At 67.7% G+C, this 18,770-nt stretch carries 19 protein-coding genes; 13 read left to right on the forward strand and 6 right to left on the reverse strand.

Annotated elements, in window-relative coordinates:
• The first annotated feature begins 11 nt into the window (after window positions 1-11).
• The gene (gene mltB / locus AC1KAT_RS07595; protein WP_480324429.1) at window positions 12-1,109 is read left to right on the forward strand and encodes a lytic murein transglycosylase B; all 1,098 of its coding nucleotides are present in this window, start codon (window positions 12-14) and stop codon (window positions 1,107-1,109) included.
• Here the strand turns inward: mltB and AC1KAT_RS07600 are convergent.
• The gene (locus tag AC1KAT_RS07600; protein ID WP_480324431.1) at window positions 1,084-1,272 is read right to left on the reverse strand and encodes a hypothetical protein; all 189 of its coding nucleotides are present in this window, start codon (window positions 1,270-1,272) and stop codon (window positions 1,084-1,086) included. The genes mltB and AC1KAT_RS07600 overlap by 26 nt on opposite strands.
• Window positions 1,273-1,415: 143 nt before the next feature.
• Window positions 1,416-2,273 (reverse strand): undecaprenyl-diphosphate phosphatase, encoded by an 858-nt coding sequence (locus AC1KAT_RS07605; RefSeq protein ID WP_480324433.1) that lies wholly within the window; start codon window positions 2,271-2,273, stop codon window positions 1,416-1,418.
• Window positions 2,274-2,494: 221 nt separating this feature from the next.
• Between AC1KAT_RS07605 and AC1KAT_RS07610 the strand changes: the two genes are divergently transcribed.
• The 10 genes from AC1KAT_RS07610 to AC1KAT_RS07655 all read left to right on the forward strand — a co-directional run bounded on the left by AC1KAT_RS07610 (window position 2,495) and on the right by AC1KAT_RS07655 (window position 14,789).
• Window positions 2,495-3,199: a TetR/AcrR family transcriptional regulator gene (locus tag AC1KAT_RS07610; RefSeq protein WP_480324435.1), complete on the forward strand. Its 705-nt coding sequence runs from the start codon at window positions 2,495-2,497 to the stop codon at window positions 3,197-3,199.
• Window positions 3,196-4,365, forward strand: a complete 1,170-nt coding sequence (locus AC1KAT_RS07615; protein WP_480324437.1) for an efflux RND transporter periplasmic adaptor subunit — start codon at window positions 3,196-3,198, stop codon at window positions 4,363-4,365. The genes AC1KAT_RS07610 and AC1KAT_RS07615 overlap by 4 nt, the downstream gene beginning before the upstream one ends.
• Before the next feature lie 16 nt (window positions 4,366-4,381).
• Window positions 4,382-7,606, forward strand: coding sequence for an efflux RND transporter permease subunit (locus AC1KAT_RS07620; RefSeq protein ID WP_480324439.1), 3,225 nt, complete (start codon window positions 4,382-4,384; stop codon window positions 7,604-7,606).
• Between the two features lie 70 nt (window positions 7,607-7,676).
• Complete coding sequence (locus AC1KAT_RS07625) at window positions 7,677-8,354, forward strand: protein-L-isoaspartate O-methyltransferase family protein (protein ID WP_480324441.1); 678 nt, start codon at window positions 7,677-7,679, stop codon at window positions 8,352-8,354.
• 10 nt (window positions 8,355-8,364) lie between these two features.
• Window positions 8,365-8,703, forward strand: coding sequence for a rhodanese-like domain-containing protein (locus AC1KAT_RS07630; RefSeq protein WP_480324443.1), 339 nt, complete (start codon window positions 8,365-8,367; stop codon window positions 8,701-8,703).
• 38 nt (window positions 8,704-8,741) lie between these two features.
• Window positions 8,742-10,142 (forward strand): TolC family outer membrane protein, encoded by a 1,401-nt coding sequence (locus tag AC1KAT_RS07635; protein WP_480324445.1) that lies wholly within the window; start codon window positions 8,742-8,744, stop codon window positions 10,140-10,142.
• Between the two features lie 170 nt (window positions 10,143-10,312).
• A complete protein-coding gene (locus tag AC1KAT_RS07640; RefSeq protein ID WP_480324447.1) occupies window positions 10,313-10,867 on the forward strand; it encodes an outer membrane beta-barrel protein in 555 nt (184 codons plus the stop codon).
• Window positions 10,868-11,094: 227 nt separating this feature from the next.
• Window positions 11,095-12,387, forward strand: coding sequence for a porin (locus tag AC1KAT_RS07645; RefSeq protein WP_480324449.1), 1,293 nt, complete (start codon window positions 11,095-11,097; stop codon window positions 12,385-12,387).
• A gap of 16 nt (window positions 12,388-12,403) precedes the next feature.
• Window positions 12,404-12,808 carry a hypothetical protein gene (locus tag AC1KAT_RS07650; protein ID WP_480324451.1) on the forward strand — a complete coding sequence of 135 codons (405 nt, stop codon included), beginning with the start codon at window positions 12,404-12,406 and terminating at the stop codon, window positions 12,806-12,808.
• A 214-nt stretch (window positions 12,809-13,022) separates the two neighbouring features.
• A complete protein-coding gene (locus AC1KAT_RS07655) occupies window positions 13,023-14,789 on the forward strand; it encodes a methyl-accepting chemotaxis protein (RefSeq protein WP_480324453.1) in 1,767 nt (588 codons plus the stop codon).
• 114 nt (window positions 14,790-14,903) lie between these two features.
• On the opposite strand, the gene AC1KAT_RS07660 is transcribed toward AC1KAT_RS07655, so the two are convergent.
• From AC1KAT_RS07660 to AC1KAT_RS07675, 4 genes are read right to left on the reverse strand one after another with little or no spacing between them, the layout of a single operon-like run.
• Window positions 14,904-15,539, reverse strand: a complete 636-nt coding sequence (locus AC1KAT_RS07660) for a DUF599 domain-containing protein (protein WP_480324455.1) — start codon at window positions 15,537-15,539, stop codon at window positions 14,904-14,906.
• Window positions 15,536-15,979: a DUF6691 family protein gene (locus AC1KAT_RS07665; protein ID WP_480324457.1), complete on the reverse strand. Its 444-nt coding sequence runs from the start codon at window positions 15,977-15,979 to the stop codon at window positions 15,536-15,538. Before AC1KAT_RS07665 ends, AC1KAT_RS07660 begins: the two co-directional genes overlap by 4 nt.
• A 16-nt stretch (window positions 15,980-15,995) precedes the next feature.
• Entirely contained in the window at window positions 15,996-16,436 is a 441-nt protein-coding gene (locus tag AC1KAT_RS07670) for a YeeE/YedE family protein (RefSeq protein WP_480324458.1), read from the reverse strand.
• Window positions 16,436-16,762, reverse strand: coding sequence for an ArsR/SmtB family transcription factor (locus AC1KAT_RS07675; protein WP_480324459.1), 327 nt, complete (start codon window positions 16,760-16,762; stop codon window positions 16,436-16,438). Before AC1KAT_RS07675 ends, AC1KAT_RS07670 begins: the two co-directional genes overlap by 1 nt.
• Window positions 16,763-16,910: 148 nt before the next feature.
• Between AC1KAT_RS07675 and AC1KAT_RS07680 the strand changes: the two genes are divergently transcribed.
• Window positions 16,911-17,834 (forward strand): MBL fold metallo-hydrolase, encoded by a 924-nt coding sequence (locus AC1KAT_RS07680; protein WP_480324461.1) that lies wholly within the window; start codon window positions 16,911-16,913, stop codon window positions 17,832-17,834.
• Window positions 17,835-17,989: 155 nt separating this feature from the next.
• The gene (locus tag AC1KAT_RS07685) at window positions 17,990-18,664 is read left to right on the forward strand and encodes a hypothetical protein (RefSeq protein WP_480324463.1); all 675 of its coding nucleotides are present in this window, start codon (window positions 17,990-17,992) and stop codon (window positions 18,662-18,664) included.
• Window positions 18,665-18,770: the final 106 nt, after the last annotated feature.

Genomic DNA, 18,770 nt, shown 5'->3' on the forward strand with positions numbered 1-18,770 from the left:
ATAATCGTCCGATGCCTTCGCTTCGCCGACTCCCCCTCTCGCTGGCCCTGCTGGCCACGCTCACCGCCGTCCCGTTGCTGCTCGACACCTCGCTCGCTCAGGCCCAGAAGCGAGGACAGGTCCAGATCCGCGACGACAACGCGCCCGAGGTCATCACCTATGGCCGGCGCGACGACGTGATGCGCTTCGGCGCCGAACTGGCCGCGCGCCGCGGGCTCGACGAAGCCTGGGTACAGGGCAAGCTGGCCGAAGCGCGCTACGTGCCGGCAGCGGCCAAGTTCATCATGCCGCCGCCTTCGGGCACGGCCAAGAACTGGGCCGCGTACCGCGCGCGCTTCGTCGAGCCGCTGCGCATCCGCACCGGGCTCGCGTTCTGGCGCGACAACGAAAAATGGCTCGCCCGCGCGCAAGAGATGTACGGCGTGCCACCCGAGATCGTGGTCGCGCTGATCGGCGTCGAGTCGATCTACGGCCAGCAGATGGGCAACTTCCGCGTGATCGACGCACTGGCCACGCTGTCGTTCGACTTTCCGACCGGCCGCAAGGACCGCAGCGGTTTCTTCCGCGACGAGCTGGAGCAGTTGTTCGTGCTCGCGCACAGCGAGCGCATCGACCCGGTCAGCCTGAAGGGCAGCTACGCCGGGGCGATGGGCATGCCGCAGTTCATGCCCAGCAGCGCCAACAAGTACGCGGTCGATTTCGACGGCGATGGCCACATCGACCTGCACCGCAACACGGCCGACGTGATCGGCAGCGTCGCGCACTACCTGGCCGAGTTCGGCTGGCAGCGCGGCATGCCCACGCGCTACGAGGTGACCGCGCCGATGGAGGTGAGCGACCGCGCCGTGCTGCTGGCACCCGACATCCTGCCCAGCTTCACCGCCACGCAGTTCGCCGAGCGCGGCGCGGAGCTGTCGGACGCCGGCAAGCGCCACGAGGGCAAGCTCGCGCTGGTCGAGCTGCAAAACGGCGACGCGGCCCCGAGCTACGTGGCCGGCACGCAGAACTTCTACGCCATCACCCGCTACAACTGGTCGAGCTACTACGCGCTGGCGATCATCGAACTGGGCGAATCCATCGCGCTCATTCGAGACCGCACGGGGCCCTGAACAAGGCCGCCTGCCACTCGTTGGGCAGCAGGTGCGCGGGCACGTCTTCGACGATCTCGAGCCCGCGCCGCAAGTCCCAGGTCGAGTCGTGCCAGCTCATCGGCAGGCTGCCTCGTTCGTTGGCCGGCCGGCGCGGCGCGAACAGGTCGTGCTCGGTGTTCATCCACTCTCTCCCGTGTGTTGTCGTGACGGGATCGAAGTGTGGGAATGCGGGCCGCTGGGCCCCATCCCGCCGAGGGTGGGCAAGCCGGCCCCTGGAGGGGGCCCGTCTGGATGGGGGATGCGCGCGGTGGGTCGCTGCGCCGGTCAATCGGCCCAGGTCACCACGCCGCTGTAGGCCGTGAGCAGCACCACCACGCCGAACACGATGCGGTACCACGCGAACACCGTGAAGTCGTGCGTGGACACGTAGCGGATCAACCAGCGGATGCACACCAGCGCACTGGCGAACGCGAACACGATGCCGATCAGGAACAGCGGCAGGTCGCTCCACTGCAGCAACTCGCGCTGCTTGTAGACCGAGTACGCGCCGGCGCCCATCAGCGTCGGGATGCCCAGGTAGAAGCTGAACTCGGCCGCGGCCTTGCGCGAAAAGCCCAGCACCACCGAGCCGATGATGGTTGCGCCCGAGCGGCTGGTGCCCGGGATCAGCGCGAGGCACTGCAGCAGGCCCACCTTCAGCGCGTCGGCCATGCCCATGTCATCGACCGTCTCGACGCGGGCCACGCGGCCGCCTTCGAGGTCGCGCTCGCCGTACAGGCGCTTGTGGCGCCACTCGACCCACAGAATGATCAAGCCGCCGACGATGAAGGCCACCGCCACCGGCACCGGCTTGAAAAGGTATTGCTTGACCCAGCCACCGAAGGCGAGGCCCAGAAACGCGGCCGGCAGGAAGGCGATGAACACGTTGCGTGCAAAACGCTGCGCGACCGGGTCATGCGTGATGCCGACGACCGTCTGCTTCAGGCGCTGGCGGTATTCCCAGATCACCGACAGCATCGCGCCGGTCTGGATGGCGATCTCGAAGACCTTCGCCGTCGGGCCGGTGAAATTGAGCAGCGAGCCGGCAAGAATCAGGTGGCCCGTGCTTGAGATCGGCAGGAACTCGGTCAAGCCCTCGACGATGCCCATGATCGCCGCCTTGACCCACAAGGTGATGTCCAAACCGACTCCTCTGCACTGCGCCTCAAAAGAAGCCGCGGATCATAGCGGCGGCCTATGGCCGGTCGGCGCGCAAGGCCGAAACGCGTCATGAAGCCTCGCCCCTTGCGGACCCGCCGGCAAACGATCCCCGCAGGCACTTCTTGCGCCAGCACAAGCGCCACGGCTTGACCCCTGCACGAGCTCGCGGCTACATTACTGACCAGTCAGTCAGTATCGTCCCCATGACCCCAGCTGTTCCGCCGTCCACTGCCCCTTCTCCTGCCCGCCAGCGCCGCAAGGAAGCCCGCCCGCAAGAACTGCTCGACGCCGCGCTCGCGCTCTTTGTCGAGAAGGGGTTCGCCGCCACGCGCTCGGAAGAGGTCGCCGCCCGCGCCGGGGTGTCCAAAGGGACGCTCTATCTCTATTACCCCAGCAAGGAAGAACTGCTGAAGGCGGTGATCCGCGAGAACCTCTCGCAGCTCATCGCCGAAGGCTCGGGCATCGCCGAAAGCTTCGAGGGGCGCACCGCCGACCTGCTGGCGCTGCTGATGAACACCTGGTGGCAGCGCGTGGGCAACACGCCCGCGTCGGGCATCCACAAGATCATGATGTCGGAGGTGCGCAACTTCCCCGAGCTGGCCGAGTTCTACGACTGCGAAGTCATCCAACCGGCGGAGCGCCTGCTGTCGAACATGCTGCAGCGGGGCATCGAGCGCGGCGAGTTCCGCCCCATGCCTTTGCGCGAGGTCACACTCGTGCTCTTTGCGCCGATGATCTTCATGGCCCTGCACAAACACTCGATCGGCGCCTGCACGGCGCACCAAACCATCGACTGCGACGCGGTGATCGCCGCGCACATCGACCTCGTGCTCAACGGCCTGGTGATGCGGCCCGAGTCTGAACTGGTGCGTCCCGCCCCGCCCTGCAACGGGGGGGCGTGCGCATGAAGTTGCGGTCCACCCTGAAATGGCTGCTGCCCCTCGTCGTGCTGGGGCTCATCGGCGGCCTCGCCGCGCGCACGCTGCACGCCCGCAAGCAGCAGCAACAAGCCGCCATGGCGGCCGGCAAGACGCCGACGGCGCTCGAACTCGCCGCGACCGACGTGGCCGTCGCCCGCCCCGCCGAGCTGGCGCTGACGCTCGACATCTCGGGCGGCCTGAAGGCCGTCAACAGCGCGCTCGTGAAGGCCCGCGTGGCCGGCGAGTTGCGCGCGCTCACCGTGCGCGAAGGCGACACGGTGAAGGCCGGCCAGCTGATCGGCCAGATCGACACGACCGAACTCGAATGGCGCCTGCGCCAAGCCGAACAGACCGCCGCCGCGTCGCGCGCGCAGCTGGACATCGCCAAGCGCACCCTCGAAAACAACCGCGCACTGGTGGCGCAGGGCTTCATCTCGCCGACGGGCCTGGAGACCTCAATCGCCAACGAGGCCTCGGCCCGCTCGAACTACGGCGCCGCGCAGGCGGCCGTCGAGCTGGCGCGCAAGTCGATGGGCGACGCCCGCCTGGTGGCGCCCATTGCCGGCCTCGTGTCGCAGCGGCTGGTGCAGCCCGGCGAGCGGGTGTCGATCGATGCACGCATCGTCGAGGTGGTCGATCTGTCGAAGCTCGAACTCGAAGCCGCCGTCACGCCCGAAGATGTGGTCGATGTGCGTGTCGGGCAGACGGCACGCGTCAGCGTCGATGGCATGGCCGAGCCGGTGACGGCCCGCGTCGCACGCATCAACCCCAGCACGCAGGCCGGCACGCGCGCGGTCCTGGTGTACCTGGCCATCGAGCCGCATGCCGGGCTGCGCCAGGGCCTCTTCGCACGCGGCCGTATCGAGGTCGAACGCGCGCGGGCGCTGGTCGTGCCGCAAGACGCGGTGCGCGTCGATGACGCCCGGCCCTACGTGCTGGCCGTGGCCGACGGCAAGATCACCCGCCACACCGTGACGCTGGGCCGCCGCGGGCAGGCCGTGTTGGGCAGCGCGCCCGAGCCCGTGGTCGAGGTGCGCGAGGGCCTGGCCGAGGGCACGCACGTCTTGCGTGGCAGCGTGGGCGCAGTGCGTGAAGGCACGCCCGCACGCCTGACCGTGGTGGCCACGGCCGCCAGCGCTTCGGCCTCGCGCTGACCCGGGGCCGCCTCGCATGTGGTTCACCCGCGTCTCGATTGGCAACCCGGTCTTTGCCACGATGGTCATGCTGGCCTTCGTGGTGCTGGGTCTCTTCAGCTACCAGCGGCTGGCGATCGACCAGTTTCCGAACATCGACTTTCCCACCGTCGTGGTGGTGATGGACTATCCCGGCGCCTCGCCCGAGATCGTCGAGAGCGAAGTCACCAAGAAGGTCGAAGAGGCCGTCAACACGGTGGCCGGCATCAACTCGCTGTTCTCGCGCTCGTACGAAAGCACCTCGGTCGTCGTGGTCGAGTTCAACCTCGACGTGGACGGCCGCCAGGCGGCTGAAGACGTGCGCGAGAAGGTCGCGCTCATCCGCCCCAACCTGCGCGAAGAGGTCAAGGAGCCGCGCATCTCGCGCTTCGACCCGCAAAGCGCGCCGATCTTCAACGTGGCCGTGCGCGCGTCCGAGGGCGCGTCCGAGGGCGCGGCCGACTGCGCGGCAGGCACGGCCGGCGGCGCATCGTGCAAGAGCAGCCAAGAGCTGACCACCTGGGCCACCCAGGTGCTGCAAAAGCGCCTGCAGAACGTGCGCGGCGTGGGCTCGGTCAGCGTGGTCGGCGGGGTCGAGCGCGAGATCAACCTCTACCTCAAGCCCGCCGCGCTCGAAGCGCTGGGCGTGAGCGTCGATCAGGTCGTGGCCGCCGTGCGCAGCGAAAACCAGGAGTTGCCCATGGGCGCCCTGCGCTCGCTCGAACAAGAGCGTGTGGTGCAGATCAACGCGCGCCTCAAGCGCCCCGAAGACTTCCGCGAGATCGTGGTCGCGCGCAAGGGCGGCCTGCCGGTCAAGCTGTGGCAGGTCGCCGACGTGGTCGATGGCCCGCAAGAGGTCGAGAGCCTCGCGCTCTACAACGGCCAGCGCACGGTGCTGCTGTCGGTGCAGAAATCGCAGGGCGAAAACACCATCGCGGTCGTCGATGGGCTGTACCAGGCGCTGGCCGAAGCCAAGGCGCTCACGCCGGCCGGCGTGGCGGTCGATGTGATCCGCGACAACTCGCGCTCCATCCGCGTGTCGGTGGCCAACGTGAAGCGCACGCTGATCGAAGGCGCGGTGCTCACGGTGCTGATCGTCTTCCTGTTCTTGAACTCGTGGCGCTCGACGGTCATCACCGGGCTCACGCTGCCCATCGCGCTGATCGGCACGTTCTTGTTCATGTACGCCTTCGGCTTCACGATCAACACCATCACGATGATCGCGCTGAGCCTGTGCGTGGGGCTGCTGATCGACGACGCCATCGTCGTGCGCGAGAACATCGTGCGACACGTGCAGATGGGCAAGAGCGCGCACCAGGCCGCGCTCGACGGCACGCAAGAGATCGGCCTGGCGGTGCTGGCGACCACGCTGTCGATCGTGGCGGTGTTCCTGCCGATCGGCTTCATGGGCGGCATCGTCGGCAAGTTCTTCCACGAGTTCGGGCTGACCATCGTGGCGGCGGTGCTGATCTCGATGTTCGTGAGCTTCACGCTCGACCCGATGCTCTCCAGCATCTGGCACGACCCAGCGGCGCACGGCACGCACCGGGGCCCGGCGGTCACGCTGTACGACAAGACCATCGGCCGCGTGACGCTGTGGTTCGACCAGTTCACCGAATGGCTGTCGAACGGCTACCAGCGCATCCTCGGCTGGTCGCTCGCGCACCGCCTCGCCACGCTGGGCATCGCGGGCCTCACGCTGGTGGTGAGCTTCTTTCTGGTACCGGTGCTGGGCGCCGAGTTCGTGCCCAAGGCCGACTTTTCTGAGACGCAGGTCAACTTCTACACGCCGGTGGGCTCGTCGCTCGAAGTCACCGAGCAGCGCGCCCGGCAGATCGACACCGTGCTGCGCGAGATGCCCGAGGTCAGGTACACGGTGACCACGATCAACAGCGGCCAGGCCGCCGGCAAGATCTACGGCGTGACCTACGTGCGCCTGGTGGACCGCCACCTGCGCACGCGCAACATCAACGAGATGGCGATCCCGCTGCGCGAGCGGCTGGCGCGCATCCCGGGCATCACCATCACCAACATCGGCCAGACCGACATGGGCGGCGGCAAGAGCCTGCAGTTCTCGATCCAGGGGCAAGACCTCGACGAGCTGGAGCGCCTGTCGAAAGACATCCTCGCCAAGCTCACGGCCATCCCGGGGCTCGTGGACCTGGACAGCACGCTCAAACCCGACAAACCCACCGTGGCCATCGACGTGAAACGCGATGCCGCCGCCGACGCGGGGCTCAACGTCAACGCGCTGGCCGGCACGCTGCGCACGCTGATCGCCGGCACGCTGGCCGGCAACTGGCGCGCCCCCGATGGCGAGAACTACGACGTCAACGTGCGCGTCGCGCCCGAGAGCCGCGTCAACATCGCCGACCTGCAGCGCGTGCCCATCAACGTGACGCCCGCCGCCGACGGCTCGCCGCGCATCGTGCGGCTGTCGCAGGTGGCCGACATCACGCCTTCGACCGGGCCGAACCAGATCAACCGCCGCGACCTCAACCGCGAGATCAACATCGACGCCAACGCCTTCGGGCGCAGCTCGGGCGACGTGTCGGCCGACATCCGCAAGGTGCTCGACAGCGTGAGCTGGCCACCCGGCTACCGCTACAGCTTCGGCGGTTCGACCAAGAACATGACCGAGTCGTTCAACTACGCGCTGGGCGCGCTGGCGCTGGCCGTGGTGTTCATCTACATGATCCTGGCGAGCCAGTTCCAGAGCTTCCTGCAGCCGCTGGCGCTGATGAGCTCGCTGCCGCTCACGCTGATCGGCGTGGTGCTCACGCTGCTGGTGTTCGGCTCGACGCTCAACATGTTCAGCATCATCGGCATCGTCATGTTGATGGGCCTGGTGACGAAGAACGCCATCTTGCTGGTGGACTTCGCCATTCGCGCCCGCAAGGGCGAACACGGCACCGCGCCGATGACGCGCGAGGCCGCGCTGCTCGAAGCGGCCCAGGTGCGGCTGCGCCCGATCCTGATGACCACGCTGGCGATGATCTTCGGCATGGTGCCGCTGGCCTTTGCGCTGACCGAAGGCTCCGAGCAGCGCGCGCCGATGGGCCAGGCGGTGATCGGCGGCGTCATCACCTCGTCGCTGCTGACGCTGGTGGTCGTGCCGGTCGTCTACTGCTACCTCGACGACTTTTCGACCTGGCTCAAACGCAAGTTCCACGTGGGTTCGGCGGCCGCTTCAGAGCCACTTCACCCACCCCTCGCCAAATAAAATCGACGGCTTCGCGCGGCGCCCGAACGCTGCCGCCCGCCCCTCATCGCCCCGCCAAAAAAGGACCGCCATGAACACCGACCCGCGCCTTGAACAAGCCCGCTTCAACATGATCGAGCAGCAGATCCGCCCCTGGGACGTGCTCGACCCCGGCGTGCTCGAACTGCTGGCCGTCGTCAAGCGCGAAGACTTCGTGCCCGAGGCCTACCGCTCGATGGCCTTCTTCGACACCGAGGTGCCGCTGCCCTCGTCCAACGGCGAGCCCGCGGCGATGCTGTCGCCCAAGGTCGAAGCGCGTCTGCTGCAAGAGCTGGCCGTGCGCCGCCACGAGCGCGTGCTCGAAATCGGCGCGGGCTCGGGCTACATGGCCGCGCTGCTGTCGCACAAGGCCCGCCAAGTGGTCACGGTCGAGAGCGACCCCGTGCGCGCCCAGCTCGCGCGCAACAACCTCAAGCGCGCAGCCATCGCCAACGTGAGCGTGGTCGATGGCGACGCTTCGCGCGCGGTGCCCACCTCGGGGCCGTTCGACGTGATCCTGCTGTCGGGCTCGGTGGCCTCCGTGCCGCAAACGCTGCTGTCGCAGCTGAGCGTGGGCGGCCGGCTCGCCGCCATCGTCGGCCAGGCGCCCGTGATGCGCGCCACGCTGGTCACGCGCGTCAACGAACGCGAGTACCGCAGCGTCGAGCTGTTCGACACCGTCGCGCCGCGCCTGCAGGGCTTCGACGAACCCTCGCGCTTCGTCTTCTGATCGGGCCGGCATGCAGCAAGTCTCTGTTCGCAACGTCGCGACGCTGGTCGAAAGCCTCGGCACCGAACGTGCCCCCGTGTTGCTCGACGTGCGCGAGCCCTGGGAGGTCGAGGCCGCCTCGATCACCGTGCCCGGCGCGAAGAGCGTGTTCATCCCGATGAACGAAATCCCCCAGCGCATGGCCGAACTTGACCCCGCGCAGCCGGTCATCAGCCTGTGCCACCACGGCATGCGCAGCATGCAGGTGGCGGTGTTTCTCGAACGCCAGGGCTTCGCCGAGGTGTTCAACGTGGCCGGCGGCATCGACGCCTGGTCGCGCGAGGTCGATGCCTCGGTGCCGCTGTACTGACCTGTCGTGAACCCCTGATCCGCCCCAAGGAACGTCCGATGTCCGTTGCCCTTTTCTCTCGCGCCCAGCCCGCCCGCGCGCACCCGCTGACCCGCGTCGCCGCCACCGTCGCGCTGGCCTTCGGGCTCGCCCCCTGGGCGCAGGCGCAAAGCCTGTCAGAGCTGTACCAGACGGCGCGCGGCTACGACGCGACCTACCTCGCCGCGCGTGCCGTGGCCGAGTCGGCGCAGTACAAGGCCCAGCAGGCGCACGCGCTGCGCCGCCCGGCCGTCGAGCTGAACGCTTCGGTGGCGCGCGTGGGCAGCGACATCCCCACCGGCGACACCACCCGCACCGACCGCAGCGTGGGCCTCGGCGGGCGCCAGTCGCTCTTCAACCGCGCCAACGACGCCACCATCGCGCAGGCCGAACGTGCGCAAGAGGTGGCCCAGGCCGACCTCGAACTCGCCGAGCAAGAGCTGATCGTGCGCGTGGCGCAGGCCTACTTCGACGTGCTCGCGGCCCAAGACACGCTCGCCACGGCCCGCGCCAACCGCACCGGCATCTCAGAGCAACTCGCCTCGGCGAAGCGCAACTTCGAGGTCGGCACCGCCACCATCACCGACACCCGCGAAACCCAGGCGCGCTTCGACCTCGCCACCGCGCAAGAACTCGCGGCCGAAAACGACCTCCGCCTCAAGCGCATCGCGCTCGACCAACTGGTCGGCCGCAGCAACATCGAACCCCGCCCGCTGGCCGTGCCCGTGGCCCTGCCCGCGCTCGGCACCGAAAGCGTCGAAGACTGGGTCTCGCGCACCGACAGCGCGCCCAACGTGCGCAAGGCCACGCTCGGCTACGAGATCGCCAAGCTCGAAACCGACAAGGCCCAGGCCGGCCACCTGCCCACGGTCGAACTCACCGGCAGCTACGGCCGCGGCCGCACCGAAACCACCGGCACCCAGCTCTCGACACAAGGCGTGACCGCCGGCAGCTTCGTGCCCATCAACAGCGCGTTCACGACCGGTTCGACCACGCAGAGCAACGTCGCCGTGACGCTCAAGCTGCCGCTCTTCGCCGGCTTCTCGGTGCAGAACCGCGTGAAGGAAACGCTGCTGCTCGAAGAGCAGTCGCGCAACAACCTCGACGCCGCCCGCCGCCAGGTCGCCCAGGCCACGCGCCAGGCCTTCTTCGGTGCGCAATCGCTGCAGGCGCAGGTGAAGGCCCTCGAAGCCGCCGAGTCGTCCAGCCAGCTCGCGCTCGAAGCCACCCAGCTTGGCTACAAGGTCGGCGTGCGCGTGAACCTCGACGTGCTCAACGCCCAGACCCAGCTCTTCAGCACCCGCCGCGACCTCGCCCGCGCGCGCTACGACGTGCTGCTGACGCAATTGCGCCTGCGCCAGGCCGCCGGGCAACTGCGACCGGAAGACGTGGATGCGGTGAACCGCGTGCTGGCGCGCTGAGGCGCTTTCACCCGCGCGTCAGCCACGTGCCGCCCACCTTTGGGGGAACCTGCGGCCGCTTGTCGCAGCCACGCGACGCCGTGGGCAAATCGGTGCGGTTGTTCTCGTAGCATCGCGCCGCCGTTCCATAGGGGAGGGGCGTTTTCCCAAACTAGATGAATGAATCAACGATGAAAGCTCTTGCATTGATCGCGGCTGCGGCCGCTTCCATTTCTTTCGCCACCGCCGCTTCGGCCCAAGGCTACGTGGGTGGCTCGGTGGGCGTCGCCCAACAAGACGTTGACTGCACGGGCGTGACCAACTGCGACGACTCCAGCTCGGGCTTCAAGCTGCTGGGTGGCTACAAGCTCAACCAAGACGTGGCACTGGAACTGTCCTACGCCAGCTACGGCAAGGTCAGTGCTACTGACAGCCCGCTCAACATTGAAATCAAAGGCCGCTCTGTCGGCTTTGGCGTCGCCTTCTTTGGTGCGCTGAACCCGTCGCTCACCGGCATCGCACGCCTCGGCTTGGCGTCGAATCGCTCGGAAGTGAAGGTCAGCGCGTTCGGCTTGAGCGCATCCGACAGCGACTCCAAGGTCAAGCCGTACTTCGGCCTGGGCCTGGCCTTCAACGTGACGAAAGAACTGAGCGTCGATGCCGGCATCGACTTCACCCAGCTCGAGTACGAAGGCGAAAAGGCAGATGCCCGCCTGATCAGCGTCGGCCTGCGCTACGCGTTCTGAGATCGTCGAGTCACCCGACCTTCGATCAAAAGCCCGCTTCGGCGGGCTTTTTCACGCCTACTTGATTTCAATCAAGCGGTCTTGTTCGGAAGCGCGTTTTCTGCCGATTCGGGCGGATTCGCGGCGGTTTGTCACGGTGAGGTAGCTCAGGAGTTTCCCGAGGCGGTCGATATGCACAGCAGACCTGCATCGCGCAGGCCTCTCTTCGCATTCAACAAGGGAACCCCATGATCCGAACGCCTCTTCGCCACGGCACGGCAGTTGCGCTGGCTTGCGCCGCGCTGTTTGCAATACCCGGCGCACATGCGCAAGACAACGCCGAGTCGATGTTTTCATTCGCCGGCTTTGGCACGCTCGCTGCCACCCACGCCTCTGAAAAGCGGGCGGACTTCGTGGGCACGATCTACCAGCCGAACGGCACCGGTCGCACCAGCGACTGGGACTTCAATCCCGACAGCCGCCTGGGCGCGCAGGTCACGGGCAAGTTCACGAAAGACCTCACCGGCGTGGTGCAGGTCATCGCGCAGCACCGCTACGACAACAGCCACACCCCGGCCATCGAGTGGGCCAATCTCAAGTACCAGGTCACCCCGGCCTTCAGCGTGCGCGCGGGCCGCATCGCGCTGCCGACCTTCCTGGTGTCCGAGTCGCGCTTCGTGGGCTATTCGCAGCCCTGGGTTCGCCCACCGAGCGAGGTCTACTTCCTCGGGTCGATCACCAGCAGCGATGGCGTTGACGCCACCTACCGCACGCAACTGGGCAGCGTGAGCCACGCCATCCAGGGGTACTACGGCACCAACACCGCCAAGCTGCCCAACAACGGCGAGGTGAAGTCGAAGCCGAGCTGGGGCTTCAACGACACGATGGAGTTCGGCGACACCACGCTGCGAGTGGGCTACCTGAACAACTCGCTCGATCTGAACACCCCGCAGCTCAACCCCTTGTTCACCAACCTCGCCGGCATCGCCGCCGGTGGGCTGAGCATGTTCGGGCCGAGCTACGCCGTGGATGCGCAGCGCCTGCTCGACAAGTACAGCACGCGCGACATGAAGCTCCAGACCTTTTCGCTCGGCGCCAACCACGACGCCGGCAACTGGTTCTTGATGGGTGAGTTCGCGCACTTCAAGGGCGATGGCTTCCTGTCGGACGCGAATTCGCTGTACGCCACCTTCGGCTACCGCATCAACAAGTTCACGCCCTACGTGACCTATGCGCAGACCAAGGCCGACATCTCCGAAGAGTCCGGTATCAACACCGCAGGCCTGCCCGGCATGGTGGCCGGCGGCATTGCCCAGCTGAACGGCGGTATCAACACCACGCTGTACCAGTTCACCGCGACGCAGAAGACACGCTCGATCGGCACCCGCTGGGACGTCGTCAAGAACACGGCCGTGAAGGTGCAGTACGACCACACGACGCTGGGCGCCAACTCGAAGGGCCGGCTGACGAACGCAGAACCGACCCGCCCGAACGGCGGCAAGTTCGAAGTGTTCACGGTCGCCGTGGACTTCTTGTTCTGAGACCGGAGGACGCCTCATGACATCGCTCCGTTTCTCTCTTGCTGCCGCCGCCATCGCGCTGGCCAGCGCCCTGCCCGCGCAGGCGCAGGTCGCCGTGGTGATGGCCCCTGGCGCCGCCGCGCTGACCAAGGACCAGGTGGCCAACATCTACCTCGGCCGCAGCTTCGATCTGAAGCCGGTGGACCTGCCGGAAGCCTCGCCGACACGCGACGTGTTCTATCGCAAGGCCACCGAACGCGAGCTGGCGCAGGTGAAATCCACCTGGGCGCGCATCGTGTTCACCGGCAAGGGCCAGCCCCCCAAAGAGCTGCCCGACGCCGCCGCCGTGAAGAAGGCCGTCGCGGCCGACCCGAAAGCCATCGGCTACATCGACAAGTCGGCCGTGGACGGCAGCGTCAAGGTCGTCCTCAGCCTCGACTGAGCGGCCGCGTAGCACCGCCGGACGGCCCCGCCGAGTGGGCGTCCGACGGTTCGCGCGGCGGGCCGAGGCGAAATCCCCTCAACTCGGCCTGCTTTTCGACCGATAGACGGACCGCAGATGCCACGAGCATCGACGCACGGCAAGGTCCGCCATCGGAGCCGGCCGCCCCAGCGAGTGCCGCTCCACCGACTTCGAGACATTTCCAGGTGACCCCATGAACTTCCGCTCCAAGATCTGGACCATGCCGCTCAGCGCCACGGTCGTGTTCGTCATCGGCATCGCGGTTTGCGTCTTCGTGGGCGCCCGAATCTCGTCGGGGCTGAACACGCTGCAGAGCGTGGACACCCCTTACCTCGAACAACTCGTCCAGCTCGAACGACACGTCGAGCAGTTCCGCCTGACGCTGCAGTCGGCCGCCACCGAGGGCGACGACGCCAAGCTCAAGGAAGCCGAAGCGCTGGGCAACGAAGCGAAGAAATCGCTCGCCACGATCCGCCAGCTCGAAGGCAAGGCCGCCGAGGCCGACCAACTCGCCGGCGCCGTCAACGCCTACATGGGCACCGCCGTCGACGCCGTGAGCTCGATGCTCAAGAAGGCCGAGATGGGCGACAAGTTCACCCAGATGCAGAGCACGCAAGCGACCTTCGACAAGCTGCTCGACCAGAAGCAGCAAGACGCCCGCGCGCACATCGCGTCGCAGTTTTCGGGCCTCGGCCAAGACGTCAAGGCCAGCATCGCCGCGGCCGTGCTCACCGGCCTGATCGCCCTGCTGGTGCTGGGCTTCGTGTCGTGGTTCATCGTGAAGTCGGTCTGGCGTGACCTGGGCGGCGAGCCCACCCGCCTGCGTGAACTGGTCAGCAAGGTGGCCGACGGCGACCTCGAAGTCAGCGTGCCGGTCGATGCCGGCGACCGCAGTTCGCTGAACGCCGCGGTGTCGAGCATGGTCGAGCGCCTGCGCGGCACGGTGCGTTCGATCCGCGAAGCGACCGACTCGATCGCCACCGCCTCGACCGAAATCGCCACCGGCAACTTCGACCTGAGCGCCCGCACCGAGACCACCGCGTCGAACCTGCAGCAAACCGCCAGCTCGATGGAAGAACTCACCGGCACCGTGCGCCAGAGCGCCGAGGCCGCGCAACAGGCCAACCAGCTCGCCGCGTCGGCCGGCAGTGCCGCGCAGCGTGGCGGCGACATCGTCTCGAACGTGGTCACCAACATGGAAGAGATCAACGCCGCCTCGCGCAAGATCAACGAGATCATCGGCGTGATCGACGGCATCGCCTTCCAGACCAACATCCTCGCGCTGAACGCGGCCGTCGAAGCCGCCCGCGCCGGCGAACAAGGCCGCGGCTTCGCGGTGGTGGCGAGCGAAGTGCGCTCGCTGGCCCAGCGCAGCGCGCAGGCCGCCAAAGAGATCAAGACGCTCATCAGCGCGTCGAGCGAAAAGGTCGAGAGCGGCGCGCGCCTGGTGCAAGACGCCGGCGCCGCGATGCAAGAGATCGTCTCGGGCGTGCAGCGCTTCACCGACATCATTGGCGAGATCAGCGCGGCGACCTCCGAGCAATCGAAGGGCATCGACACGGTCAACCAGTCGGTCAACCAGCTCGACCAGATGACGCAGCAGAACGCCGCGCTGGTCGAACAATCGGCCGCGGCCGCTGGCAGCCTGAAAGACCAGGCCGAGCGCCTGACGCAGGCGGTGGCCGTGTTCCGCGTCGAGCGCGCCAACAACCACGCCTCGGCGGTGATCAATAAAGTGCGCGCTTCGGCCGCTGCGGTGGCGCCCTCGCCCGCCCCGGCGCCCGCACCCGCCGCCTACACCCCGCGCCCCGCGGCCGCCGTCCCGGTGGCGGTGAAGCCTGCGCCGGCCGCCCCCAAGCCCGCACCGGCCCCGACACCGGCGTCACCCGCCCCGGCGCCTGTGGCCGCCGTCGCCGCCGCGGCCTCGAAGCCGCCGAGCGACGATTGGGAAACCTTCTGAGCCTGCGCGCGCACTGAGCACACCCCACAACGAACAGCCCCGCTCTCGCGGGGCTGTTTCGTTGGGGCCTCGCGTCACGGCACCCGGGTCGTTTCAACCCCGCCCCTGCCCCCGTCACCGCACGCCGAAACGGTCGAACGCCGCCAGCGCCCCCACCGTGAGCACGGCCGCCACCGGCCCGGCCAGCGGATGCACGATGGCCGCGAGGATGGGCGCGATCAAGAACAACTGCCGCAGGCCCCAGCCGTACAGAAAACCCGCGCGGCGCACATAGGCCGTGCCGGCCGCCGACCACTGCGTGCGTTCGGGCGACCCGACCGGCATGCCTGCCACGAAGCCCGCGTGCGTGTAGTAACGCACCGCCACCGCCGAAGCCACCAGCGCCGCGAACAGCAGCGCCATCAGCAGCAGCTCAAGCGCGAGGCGCGCATCGAGCGTGCGCGCAGCCGCGTCGGCCAGCCCTGCGCGCAGCGTCGGTGCGGCCAGCGTCACGCTGCCCATCAGGCCCAGCACGGCGGTCGATGCGGTCAGCGTGGCCGACATCACCGAGTTGCGCAGCGTCTGCACCGCCAGGATCTCGCTGCCAGGCTGGCGCGAGACTGCGGCGAACCACTCTTCGCGCAGCGCTGCATGCGCGGTGCGCGCCACACGCCCCGGGCGGCGACGGCCGAGCGGCAGCATCGCCAGCTCATAGACGCCCAGCACCGCCAGCGTCGCGCCGGCGGCCAGCCAACTGCCCGGGTCGCTCATCGCGCGGCCCCGCTTGCCGTGCGGGCGCTGCCGCGCCGCTCCAGCAGTTCAAACACCACCATGCCCGCGACCATCGCCACTACGAACAAGGCCGCGCGGCCGTTGCCCATGCCCAGCGCCACCAGGCCCGGCCCCGGGCAGATGCCGGCGATGCCCCAGCCCAGGCCGAAGACCAAGCTGCCCAGCACCAGCCGGCGGTCGATGTGGCGCGCCGTGGGCAGGCGCATCTCTTCCCCGATGAACGAGCGCGTGCGCCGGCCCGCCACCGCGAAACCGACCACGCCGACCGCAATGGCACCGGCCATCACCAACGCGAGCGACGGGTCCCAAGCGCCGGCCAGATCAAGAAAACCCAGCACCTTGGCCGGGTTGGCCATGCCCGAGATCAGCAACCCGAGCCCGAAGACCAGCCCGGTGAGCAAAGACGTGAAGATGTTCATGGCAATCCTTTCAAACTCAGAACGTCAGGTCCAGCAGGTGGCGCATGACGAACACGGTGACGAAGCCCGCCCCCATGAACGCCAGCGTGGCCACCAGCGAGCGCGGCGACAGGCGCGACAACCCGCACACCCCGTGACCGCTGGTGCAGCCCGAGCCATAGCGCGTGCCCACGCCGACCAGCAGGCCGGCGACGACCAGCGCCAAGTCGGTCGCCCCGACCTGCACCGCTGGCAGCACATTGACGAGCCCATAGACCGCCGGCGCGATCAACAAGCCAGCGACGAACGCGGCGCGCCAGGCGATGTCGCCCCGCATGGGCCGCAGCAGCCCGCCCAGCACGCCGCTGATGCCGGCGATGCGGCCGTTCAGCAGCACGAACATCACGGCCGCCAGGCCGATCAAGGCACCCCCGGCCAGCGACGACCAAGGGGTGAATGCGTTCCAGTCGAGGTTCATCACACAGCCTCCTTCGGGCAGTAGAGGCGGTACAGCACCGCCAGGATTTCAAGCAAGGCCGGCTCGGCCACGCTGTAGAAGATGTTCTTGCCTTCGCGCCGCGTGGCCACCACGCCTTCGTTGCGCAGCACGCTCAACTGCTGCGACAGCGTCGGCTGGCGAATGCCCAGTTGTTCTTCGAGATCGCTCACGCACATCTCGCCTTGCGCCAGCTGGCACAGCAGCAACAAGCGTTCGGGGTTGGCCAGCACCTTGAGCGCGGCCACGGCCTGCCCGGCTGCGCCGCGCAGTACCTCGGGGTCGATGGTGGTGGGGGTGTTCTTCACGGATCGTCCTCAAAAAACAGGGGCCGCAGCTGACATGGCGCAAAACGCGGCCCCGTGGCCTGGCGAGATGCTTGATGCGCTCGGTTGACAACAATATATTTGTAGATATATTGTTTGTCAATAGATCGTTTATCACCGGGAGCCACCCATGAACACCCGCACCCCTGCCTCCGCCGCCGTCGAAGCCTTCTTCGACCCTCAGACCTGGACGGTTTCTTACGTGGTGTGGGACCGCGCCACCCGCCGCGCCGCCGTCATCGACCCCGTGCTCGACTACGACCCCAAGTCGGGCCACACCAGCACCGCATCGGCCGACCGCGTGCTCGACTTCGTGCGCCGCGAACAACTCACGGTCGATTGGGTGCTCGAAACCCACGCCCACGCCGACCACATCTCAGCCGCCCCGTACGTGAAAGAGCAGGCCGGCGGCCGCATCGCCATCGGCGAACGCATTCGCCAGGTGCAGACGGTGTTTCGCACGCTCTTCAACTTCGAGCGCGACTTCTTGCCCGACGGCAGCCAGTTCGACCACCTCTTCAGCGACGGCGAAACCTTTCGCATCGGCAACCTCGAAGCGCAGGCGCTGTGGGTGCCGGGGCACACGCCGGCCGACATGGCCTACCGCATCGGCAACGGTGGCAGCAAGGCAGACGGCAGCGCCGGCGACCTCGTGTTCGTCGGCGACACCCTCTTCATGCCCGACGTGGGCACGGCACGGGCCGACTTTCCCGGTGGCGACGCGCACCAGCTCTACCGCTCGGTGCGCCGCCTGCTCGACATGCCGCCCGAGACCACGATCTACGTGTGCCACGACTACCCACCCGGCGAGCGCGAGCCCCGCTGGCAGACCACCGTGGCCGAACAACGCGCCTTCAACATCCACGTGCACGACGGCGTCGATGAAGACGCCTTCGTGAAGATGCGCCAAGCCCGCGACGCCACCCTCGCCGTGCCCACGCTGATCCTGCCGTCCATCCAAGTCAACGTGCGCGGCGGCCACATGCCGCCGGCGGATGACAACGGGGTGACGTATTTGAGGATTCCGATCAATGCGTTGCCGGGGGCGAAGTGACCTGGTGGGCGCTCGGGGCCGCAACGCCTGCCGAGGCCTCTCAAGGACCAGCGCTCGCGATGTCCGCTGTGGGCCTTCGCAGCGCGAAGGCAGAGGACGCGCTTGCTTGTGAAATACGGCGCGCTCGTTCACGGAGCCTGGTGTGCGGCCGGTGCATGGCAGAGCTAGATTTGGGAATCCTCGCTGCCCCTTGCCTTGCCGTGCCATCCCAGTCGCCACACAAAGCCTTTTCGCTCGCGTATCGCCGGCTCGCCCTCATCGGGGTCGCCGTCTTCTTCACTGCCTGCGCCTCGACCACCGATCGACGCGAGGCCAATGTCGACAGGGAGGTGCAGCGTCTTGCCCAGTCAGCCAAGGGCATGACGGCCAAGGTCGCGATTCGCTACTTCTGCTACGACATCGAAGGCAATGCAACGACGGGCACGAAGTCCTGCCGAGGGGCCCCTGGCAAGCTCGCCTTCGAGACGGCCTTGCAGCAATGGGTGCGCACCATTCCGGAGGCTTCGACCGAGCCCTACGACTATTTCATCGGCGCCAACCTCATCTACGAAGACGTCTACACAGACAAAGCCGGCGGATCGGCCGCAGCGGCTGTACTGACGCTCGGAGCCCTGCCCGCGACCCATCGACAGCGCCTCACACTCGACGTGGCACTGTCCAAGCAGCGCAAGAAGCTGTTCGACAAAAAATTCAAGTTGGTGGACGAGGGCAACGTCAACCTGTGGACCCGGGAGGACGACTACGCCCGGATCAACGAGCGCATGCAAAAGCGCCTGATCGCCGATTTCGTGCGCGAGCTGGAAGGCAGCGGCGCCCTCGACCCGCAGTGATGCACACGCGGCCTCATCGCACGGCAGCCGCGGCAGGTACCGCCCCCGCCTGCGCAGCCCGCTCCCGCGCGTGGCTTCGCGGTCTGCGCCAGGCGCTGGCCGGCTG

Source organism: Piscinibacter sp. PDB5-1 (genome assembly GCF_056676035.1).

Coding starts and splice junctions, on each gene's coding strand:
- mltB (WP_480324429.1), top strand. CDS start 12: ATGCCTTCGCTTCGCCGACTCCCCCTCTCGCTGGCCCTGCTGGCCACG.
- AC1KAT_RS07600 (WP_480324431.1), bottom strand. CDS start 1,272: ATGAACACCGAGCACGACCTGTTCGCGCCGCGCCGGCCGGCCAACGAA.
- AC1KAT_RS07610 (WP_480324435.1), top strand. CDS start 2,495: ATGACCCCAGCTGTTCCGCCGTCCACTGCCCCTTCTCCTGCCCGCCAG.
- AC1KAT_RS07615 (WP_480324437.1), top strand. CDS start 3,196: ATGAAGTTGCGGTCCACCCTGAAATGGCTGCTGCCCCTCGTCGTGCTG.
- AC1KAT_RS07620 (WP_480324439.1), top strand. CDS start 4,382: ATGTGGTTCACCCGCGTCTCGATTGGCAACCCGGTCTTTGCCACGATG.
- AC1KAT_RS07625 (WP_480324441.1), top strand. CDS start 7,677: ATGAACACCGACCCGCGCCTTGAACAAGCCCGCTTCAACATGATCGAG.
- AC1KAT_RS07630 (WP_480324443.1), top strand. CDS start 8,365: ATGCAGCAAGTCTCTGTTCGCAACGTCGCGACGCTGGTCGAAAGCCTC.
- AC1KAT_RS07635 (WP_480324445.1), top strand. CDS start 8,742: ATGTCCGTTGCCCTTTTCTCTCGCGCCCAGCCCGCCCGCGCGCACCCG.
- AC1KAT_RS07640 (WP_480324447.1), top strand. CDS start 10,313: ATGAAAGCTCTTGCATTGATCGCGGCTGCGGCCGCTTCCATTTCTTTC.
- AC1KAT_RS07645 (WP_480324449.1), top strand. CDS start 11,095: ATGATCCGAACGCCTCTTCGCCACGGCACGGCAGTTGCGCTGGCTTGC.
- AC1KAT_RS07650 (WP_480324451.1), top strand. CDS start 12,404: ATGACATCGCTCCGTTTCTCTCTTGCTGCCGCCGCCATCGCGCTGGCC.
- AC1KAT_RS07655 (WP_480324453.1), top strand. CDS start 13,023: ATGAACTTCCGCTCCAAGATCTGGACCATGCCGCTCAGCGCCACGGTC.
- AC1KAT_RS07660 (WP_480324455.1), bottom strand. CDS start 15,539: ATGAGCGACCCGGGCAGTTGGCTGGCCGCCGGCGCGACGCTGGCGGTG.
- AC1KAT_RS07665 (WP_480324457.1), bottom strand. CDS start 15,979: ATGAACATCTTCACGTCTTTGCTCACCGGGCTGGTCTTCGGGCTCGGG.
- AC1KAT_RS07670 (WP_480324458.1), bottom strand. CDS start 16,436: ATGAACCTCGACTGGAACGCATTCACCCCTTGGTCGTCGCTGGCCGGG.
- AC1KAT_RS07680 (WP_480324461.1), top strand. CDS start 16,911: ATGAACACCCGCACCCCTGCCTCCGCCGCCGTCGAAGCCTTCTTCGAC.
- AC1KAT_RS07685 (WP_480324463.1), top strand. CDS start 17,990: ATGGCAGAGCTAGATTTGGGAATCCTCGCTGCCCCTTGCCTTGCCGTG.